This is a genomic window from Micromonospora rosaria (assembly GCF_001567585.1).
GTDB lineage: Bacteria > Actinomycetota > Actinomycetes > Mycobacteriales > Micromonosporaceae > Micromonospora > Micromonospora rosaria.
The window spans coordinates 22570-29175 of the sequence record NZ_LRQV01000093.1 but is presented as its reverse complement, the minus strand read 5'-3'; the positions used below and the strand labels follow the sequence as shown (position 1 = coordinate 29175).

Annotated in this window: 5 protein-coding genes; 1 reads left to right on the top strand and 4 read right to left on the bottom strand. The window is 72.6% G+C overall.

What is annotated here, in order from left to right:
• Nucleotides 1-117: 117 nt before the first annotated feature.
• From AWW66_RS21910 to AWW66_RS21900, 3 genes are all read right to left on the bottom strand, one after another.
• The gene (locus tag AWW66_RS21910; protein WP_067369653.1) at nt 118-339 is read right to left on the bottom strand and encodes a DUF397 domain-containing protein; all 222 of its coding nucleotides are present in this window, start codon (nt 337-339) and stop codon (nt 118-120) included.
• A gap of 76 nt (nt 340-415) precedes the next feature.
• Entirely contained in the window at nt 416-2404 is a 1989-nt protein-coding gene (locus tag AWW66_RS21905) for a beta-galactosidase (RefSeq protein WP_067369651.1), read from the bottom strand.
• A gap of 190 nt (nt 2405-2594) precedes the next feature.
• Nucleotides 2595-3956 carry a cellulase family glycosylhydrolase gene (locus tag AWW66_RS21900; protein WP_067369648.1) on the bottom strand — a complete coding sequence of 454 codons (1362 nt, stop codon included), beginning with the start codon at nt 3954-3956 and terminating at the stop codon, nt 2595-2597.
• A 438-nt stretch (nt 3957-4394) separates the two neighbouring features.
• Here AWW66_RS21900 and AWW66_RS21895 point away from each other — a divergent pair, with 438 nt between their 5' ends.
• Nucleotides 4395-5357: a TIGR03557 family F420-dependent LLM class oxidoreductase gene (locus tag AWW66_RS21895; protein ID WP_067369645.1), complete on the top strand. Its 963-nt coding sequence runs from the start codon at nt 4395-4397 to the stop codon at nt 5355-5357.
• A gap of 433 nt (nt 5358-5790) precedes the next feature.
• Here AWW66_RS21895 and AWW66_RS21890 read toward each other — a convergent pair whose 3' ends face one another.
• On the bottom strand, nt 5791-6585 hold the full coding sequence (locus AWW66_RS21890) for an endonuclease/exonuclease/phosphatase family protein (protein WP_067369642.1): 795 nt from the start codon (nt 6583-6585) through the stop codon (nt 5791-5793).
• Between the last annotated feature and the right edge of the window lie 21 nt (nt 6586-6606).

Below are 6606 nucleotides of genomic sequence, written 5' to 3'. Positions count from 1 at the left end.
ACCCCCGGCGAGAGAATGTCTCAACTCCTCACCGTTGCAACCACCGCTTGAGACCGCCCATCGGGGCCACTCGGCTCCAAGGTCTCTCAGAGCACGCCTCGCAGGCCGGATACGGGCTCAGCCGTTGACGAAGTCGAACTCGCCCTCCTTCACGCCGCCGACGAAGGCCGCCCATCCTCCGGCCGGGTAAACGATCGTCGCCGCGTCACGGGCCTTGCTGTCCCGGACGGCAACCCGACCGGACCCGTCGAGGAGCGGCCCAGCCTCGACGCAGTTGCCTCCGTTGTCCGGGCTCTTGGTGCTGATGTGCCACGCCACCTCAGGCAAGGTCTCGCTCATGACAGGCCGGGGCGCTCGGTCTCGCGTACCCGCTGACCCGTTCCCTGGCCGGTCCCCACGGGTGCCCCGAGACCACTCACGCCTGCTCCCGGACCACGGCCACCTCGCCGGCCGGGACCACCAGGGTCTCCGCGCAGAAGGCGCCGCTGAGCAGGTCGGTGCCGGTGACGGCGACCGGCGCCGGCTCGTCGGTGTGGTTGAGGACGAAGAGCCAACTCCGGCCGTCGCGTCGGCGGCGGACCACCTCCACGCCGGCGGGCGCCTCGGCGGGCGGACGGACCCCGGTCTCGGTGAGCAGCCGGCTCACCAGCCGGGCGGTGCCGGCCCGGTCCAGCCGGGTGCCGACGTACCAGGCTGCGCCGTCGCCGACCGGGTTACGGGTCACCGCCGGCACCCCGGGCAACGGGCCGTCGGCGTACCCGGCCACCACCTCGGCGGCCAGCGGGTGCAGCAGTTCGGTCCAGACGTCGGCGGTGCAGCCGTCGTCCAGGTTGACCCGTTCCCCCTCGCGCAGCGGGAAGAACTCCTCGGTCCGTACCCCGAGCAGGTCCCGGAACGCGCCCGGGTACCCGCCGAGGCGGATGTGGTCGTGCTCGTCGACGATCCCGCTGAAGAAGGTCACCAGCGCCGTCCCGCCCCGCTCGACGTACCGGCGCAGCGCCGCCGCGTCGGCGTCGCGGACCAGGTACAGGGTGGGCACCAGGACCAGCCGGTACCCGGACAGGTCCGCCGACGGGTGCACCACGTCGGCGGTCACCCCGCACCGCCACAGCGCGTCGTACCAGGCCCGCAGCCGCTCGGTGTAGTCCAGGTCCACGGTCGGGTGGGAGTCCAGCTCGGCACCCCACCAGGCCTCGTAGTCGAAGAGCACCGCCACCTCGGCGTCGACCCGGCTGCCCCGGACCTCGGCCAGGGCGCGCAGGTCCGCGCCGAGCCGGCAGACCTCCCGGAAGACCTTGGTGTCGGTACCCGCGTGCGGCACCATCCCGGAGTGGAACTTCTCCGCTCCGGCGCGGGAGGCCCGCCACTGGAAGAACAGCACTCCGTCGGCACCCCGGGCCACGTGCGCCAGGCTGTTGCGGCGCAACTGCCCGGGGGCCTTCGCCAGGTTGCGGGGCTGCCAGTTGACCGCGCTGGTGGAGTGCTCCATCAGCAGCCACGGCCCGCCGTCGGCCACCCCCCGGGTTTGGTCGGCGGCCAGCGCCAGCCCCACGTGTGCCTCCCGGTCAGCGGCGTCGAGGTAGTGGTCGTTGGCGACCAGGTCCACGTCGCCGGCCCAGGAGTGGTAGTCCAGGTACTTGCTGCCGGTGCCGATCATGAAGTTCGTGGTCACCGGCTGCCGGGTGAGCCGGTGCAGGACCGCCCGCTCGGCGCGGACCTGGGCCCGGTGCTCGTCGGAGGAGAAGCGCAGGAAGTCGAGCTGTTGGGTGGGGTTGGCGAAGGCCGGCGCGGCGCGCGGCGGGTTAACCTCCGCCCAGTCGTGGTACCGCTGGCTCCAGAAGGCGGTGCCCCAGGCCTCGTTGAGCTGGTCCAGGTCGCCGTAGCGCGCCCGCAGCCAACGGCGGAACGCCTCGCCGCTGACGTCGCAGTAACAGTGCGTGTTGTGGCAGCCGAGCTCGTTGGAGACGTGCCACATCACCACCGCCGGGTGGTCGGTATACCGGCTGGCGAGCGCCTCCACCAGCGCCAGCGACCGCTCCCGGAAGACCGGCGAGCTGGGGCAGTACGCCTGCCGGCCACCCGGCCACAGCACCGTGCCGTCGGCGGTGCGGGGCAGCGTCTCCGGGTGCCGGTGGGCCAGCCAGGGCGGTGGGCTGGCGGTGGCGGTGGCCAGGTCGACGCCGATGCCGCCGCCGTGCAACAGCGCCAGGACCCGGTCCAGCCACCCGAACTCGTACCGGCCGGGGGCGGGTTCGAGCAGCGCCCAGGAGAAAATGCCGACGGAGACCAGGTTGACCCCGGCCCGGCGCATCAGCTCGACGTCCTCGGCCCAGGTCTGCTCGGGCCACTGCTCCGGGTTGTAGTCCGCGCCGAACTGGAGCTCGTCGCCCTGCCAGACTCCCATGTGCGCTGAGCCTTGCAGCACCGTCGACCGCCGTCAAACGCGGCTGGCCCACGTGCCGGGCAGGGGGCCGATGACGATCGTCCATCCTCGCCGCGCCGCCCAGGCCCGGCCGCGCCCGCCGGCCCCGCCCCGCGCACGCGCCGGCGGCCGGGCCCGAGACGGGCCCGGCCACCGGTTCGAGGGGTACCGGTCAGCTCGCGGTGCAGGTGAGCGTCGGGGTGGAGTTGGTGCCGTTCCAGGTGCCGATGAAGCCGAACGAGGTGCTGGCCCCGGCGCCGAGCCGGCCGTTGTACGCCACGTTGGCGGCGGTGACGGCCGACCCGCTGCTGTTGACGGTGGCGTTCCAGGACTGGGTGACGGTCTGGCCGTTGCCGTACGTCCAGCGGACCGTCCAGCCGTTGATCGCCGCGTTGCCGGCGGTCACCTTGACGTCGCCCTGGAAGCCGCCCTGCCACTGGCCGGTCACCGCGTAGGTGGCGGTGCAGCCGGCACCCACCGGCGGCGTGGTCGGCGGGGTCGTCGGCGGCGTGGTGGGCGGGGTGGTCGGCGGGGTGGTGGGCGGGGTGCCGGTGAAGACCGACGCCTCCCGGGCGGTCTGCTTGATGCCGTTGGCCCCGTTGAAGAGGCGCTGGCCCCAGCTGCTCAGGTTGGCCGGGTTGAAGTTGATGGCCAGGTCGAGGTACTCCACCCCGCCGCCGTTGCCGCTCCAGGACCAGCCCAGCCAGCCGATGCCGTTGGCCTGGCTGTAGGCGAGGATGGCGTCCTCGTCCGGGTTGCCGTCGGAGTGGTTGTGGCCGAACTCCCCGACCACGATCGGCAGCTTGGCGGCCCGGAACCGGCCGAGGTAGTCGCTGATCTCGGCGGCGGTGTCGAAGACGCCGTACATGTGGATGGAGAAGACGGTGTTCTTCTGGGTGTCGGCGGCGAAGACCGAGGCGGCGTTGTCCCGCATGGTGAAGGACCAGTCCTGACCCCAGTTCGGGGCGTCCACCATGATGGTGTGCGCGAAGCCCGCGGTGCGCAGCCGCTTGATCGCGTTGGCGGTGTCGGTGGCCCAGGTGCCGTAGCCCTGGTTGCCGTACGGCTCGTTGCCGATGTTGAGGATGACGTACTTCTCCTGGCCGGCGAGGGCGCTCTGGACGCTGATCCAGTAGTCGACGGCCTGCGCCAGGGTGGCCGCGCCGGCCTGCTCGCCGTACCCGGTGGTGTCGTGCACCTCCAGGACGCAGATCAGCCGGTTGGCCTTGCACAGGGAGATCACGTTGGCCACGTCGGCGGTGTCGTTCTTCGTCCAGCGCTGGCCGCTGGCGAGCACCACCCGGACGCTGTTCGCGCCGAGGGCCTTGATGTTGGCGAACGAGCTGGTCTGCTGCTGGTACCAGGTGTGGGCGTGGTTGACGCCACGCATGATGAACTCGTTGCCGTTGGCGTCGTACAGCTTGCCGTCGGCCACGGTGAAGCCGGTCGCGGCGCGGGCCGGCTGACCGAAGGCCAGGACGGCCACGAGCAGCGCGAGCAGGGCGGCCCCGGCGGCGGACAGTCGTTTCTTCATGGCATTCCTCAGGGACGGGTCCCCCGGTGCCCAGGTGGGGGTGCGGTCGTGACAGGGGTTGGCGGCTGAGCCCGACAGCCGCCGCCCGGCTCCGGCGACGCGGCATCAGCGTAGGGTGCCGCCGCTGCCCAGGCAACCGGTTCAGTTTCCCGGACCTGAGCGCGGCGAGCCCTGTGACGGCTCACGGTGAGATGAGCCGCCACAGGTGCGCCATCCCCACCACAGGATGTACGCCAACCCGGCTGAACCGGTTAAGTCCGGACCTTATCCATCGATGGCCGTCACGTCAAGCGGGTGCCCAGCTCAGCGGGTACCCACCCGGGTGGGTTGATCGTCGCCCGCCGGGGTATCCGAGGCTGTTGCGGCGTCGGTGGGAAGTCCCGTCGCCGGTGACAGTCGGTGAGAGCCGGTGAGCGTCGGTGAGAGGAGACCCCCGCCATGGTGACCGTCGGGTACACCCTGATGTCCGAACAGGCCGGCCCGAAGCACCTGGTCGACTACGCGGTCCGGGCGGAGGCGGCCGGCTTCGACCAGCTCGTCGTCTCCGACCACTACTACCCGTGGCTCGACACGCAGGGCCACTCCCCGTACGCCTGGTCGGTGTTGGGCGCGGTCGCCCACGCCACCTCCCGGGCCGAGCTGATGTCCTTCGTCACCTGCCCGATCCGCCGCTACCACCCGGCGGTGGTCGCGCAGAAGGCCAGCACGATCGGGGTGCTCTCGGACGGCCGGTTCACCCTCGGACTCGGCGCCGGGGAGAACCTCAACGAGCACGTGGTCGGCGGCTGGCCGCACGTGCAGCAGCGGCACGAGATGTTCGAGGAGGCGTTGCAGATCATCCGGCCGCTGCTCAACGGGGAGACGCTCACCTTCTCCGGCAACCACTTCGACGTCCCCGACGCCTACGTCTGGGACCGGCCGGACCGCCCGGTGCCGATCGCCGTCGCGGCCTCCGGGCCGTCGTCGGCCGCCCTCGCCGCCGAGTACGGTAACGGCCTCGTCGCCACCGAGCCGGACCCGCGCATCATCCGGTTGTACGACGACGCGGGCGGTGCCGGGCAGCCCCGGTTCGGCCAGGTGGCGATCTGCTACGGCCCGGACGAGGCGGAGTGCCGCGCGACCGTGCACGACCAGTTCCGCTGGTTCGGGCTGGGCTGGAAGGTCAACGCGGACCTGCCCGACCCGGACGCCTTCGCCGCCGCCACCGGGTACGTCCGCGAGGAGGACGTGGCCGAGGGCATCCCCTGCGGCCCGGACGTCGACCGGCACGTCGCGGCGTTCAAGAGGTTCGTCGACGCCGGCTTCACCCACGTGGCGGTCGTCCAGGTGGGCGGCGACAGCCAGCCGATGTTCCTGGACTGGGCCCGCGAGGAGCTGGTACCCCGGCTCAAGGCACTCTGACCCGCCCGGCGATCCGGGTCACGCCCCGGGCTCGCCCGGTACCCTTTCTGCTGACGATCGACGGACAGGTGGACCGCATGCGCATCGGCAACACGGAGATCCGGCCACTCGGCGGCGGCCTCGGCTGCCTCCTGATGATCCTCTTCTCGATCCTCGCCTCGGTCCTCCTCACCATCCTCCTCAACACCCTGCTCTAACCCCCCCGCCCCCTCTCCCCTCCCCCTCCCCCTCCCCTCCCTCCCCCCCTCCCGTCACCCCGTTGATCATGGAGTTGGCGGCAGCCGGAGCGACATCGGATGCCGCTAACCCCATGATCGACACGTCCCCGGCTTCCGCCTCGTGGCCGGCTGCTGTGCACCGCCGGGTGCCGGGTGCGGGGGGCTGTTAACAAGGGGCCCCTCCTCTACCGGAAACGTTAAGAGGGGGCCCTTCCTTACACCTGCAGGGTGGCGGTGAGGGGGTAGTGGTCGGAGGCGCGGTCGGTCTCCCCGTCGCGCAGCACCGTGCAGGAGCGGGTCAGCCGGGCCAGGGCCGGGGTGGCGAAGAGGTAGTCCAGGCGCATCCCGGAGAACTCGACGCCGCCGCCGTGCCGGGTGGGCGCGGTCAGCCCCGGGTCGCCGGGCGCGAGGGCCGCGTGCAGGTCGACCAGGCCGGCGGCGGCGAGCCGGGCCACCGCGCGGGTCTCCACCGTCCGCCCGTCCCGGCGCAGGTGCCGACGACGGTACGGGTCGGGCAGCCGGGCCAGCCGGTCGGTGTGGTCGGTGCCGGGGTCGAGGGTGTTCAGGTCCCCGGCCAGCAGCACCAGGTCCCCCGGTGCCCGGCGTACGGCGGCGGCCAGCCAGCCCGCCTCGACCAGCCGGCGGGTGCCCGAGTACGGGTCCAGGTGCGCGGCGAGCACGGTGAGCGGGCCGGCGTCGGTCTCCACGGTGACCCGCTGGGCGGCATGGTGGAACGGGCGGCGTACCGGGGCGGCGGCGCGGACCCGCAGCGGCGGGCGGACCAGCACCGCGACCGGCTGGCCGAACCGACTGCGGGCCAGGTGCGGACGCATCCCGACCGCGGTGGCGACCCGCTGCGCCAGGCCGGCCCGGTCGAAACCGCGCAGTTCCTGCAGGGCCAGCAGGTCGGGCCGCTGCGCGTCGACGACCCGGAGCACGAGGTCCAGCCGGTCGGCTCCGCCGGAGTCCCGGCCACCGGTCCGGATGTTCCAGGTCATCACCCGCAGCACGGCGCCGGCTCCCGGGGTCCT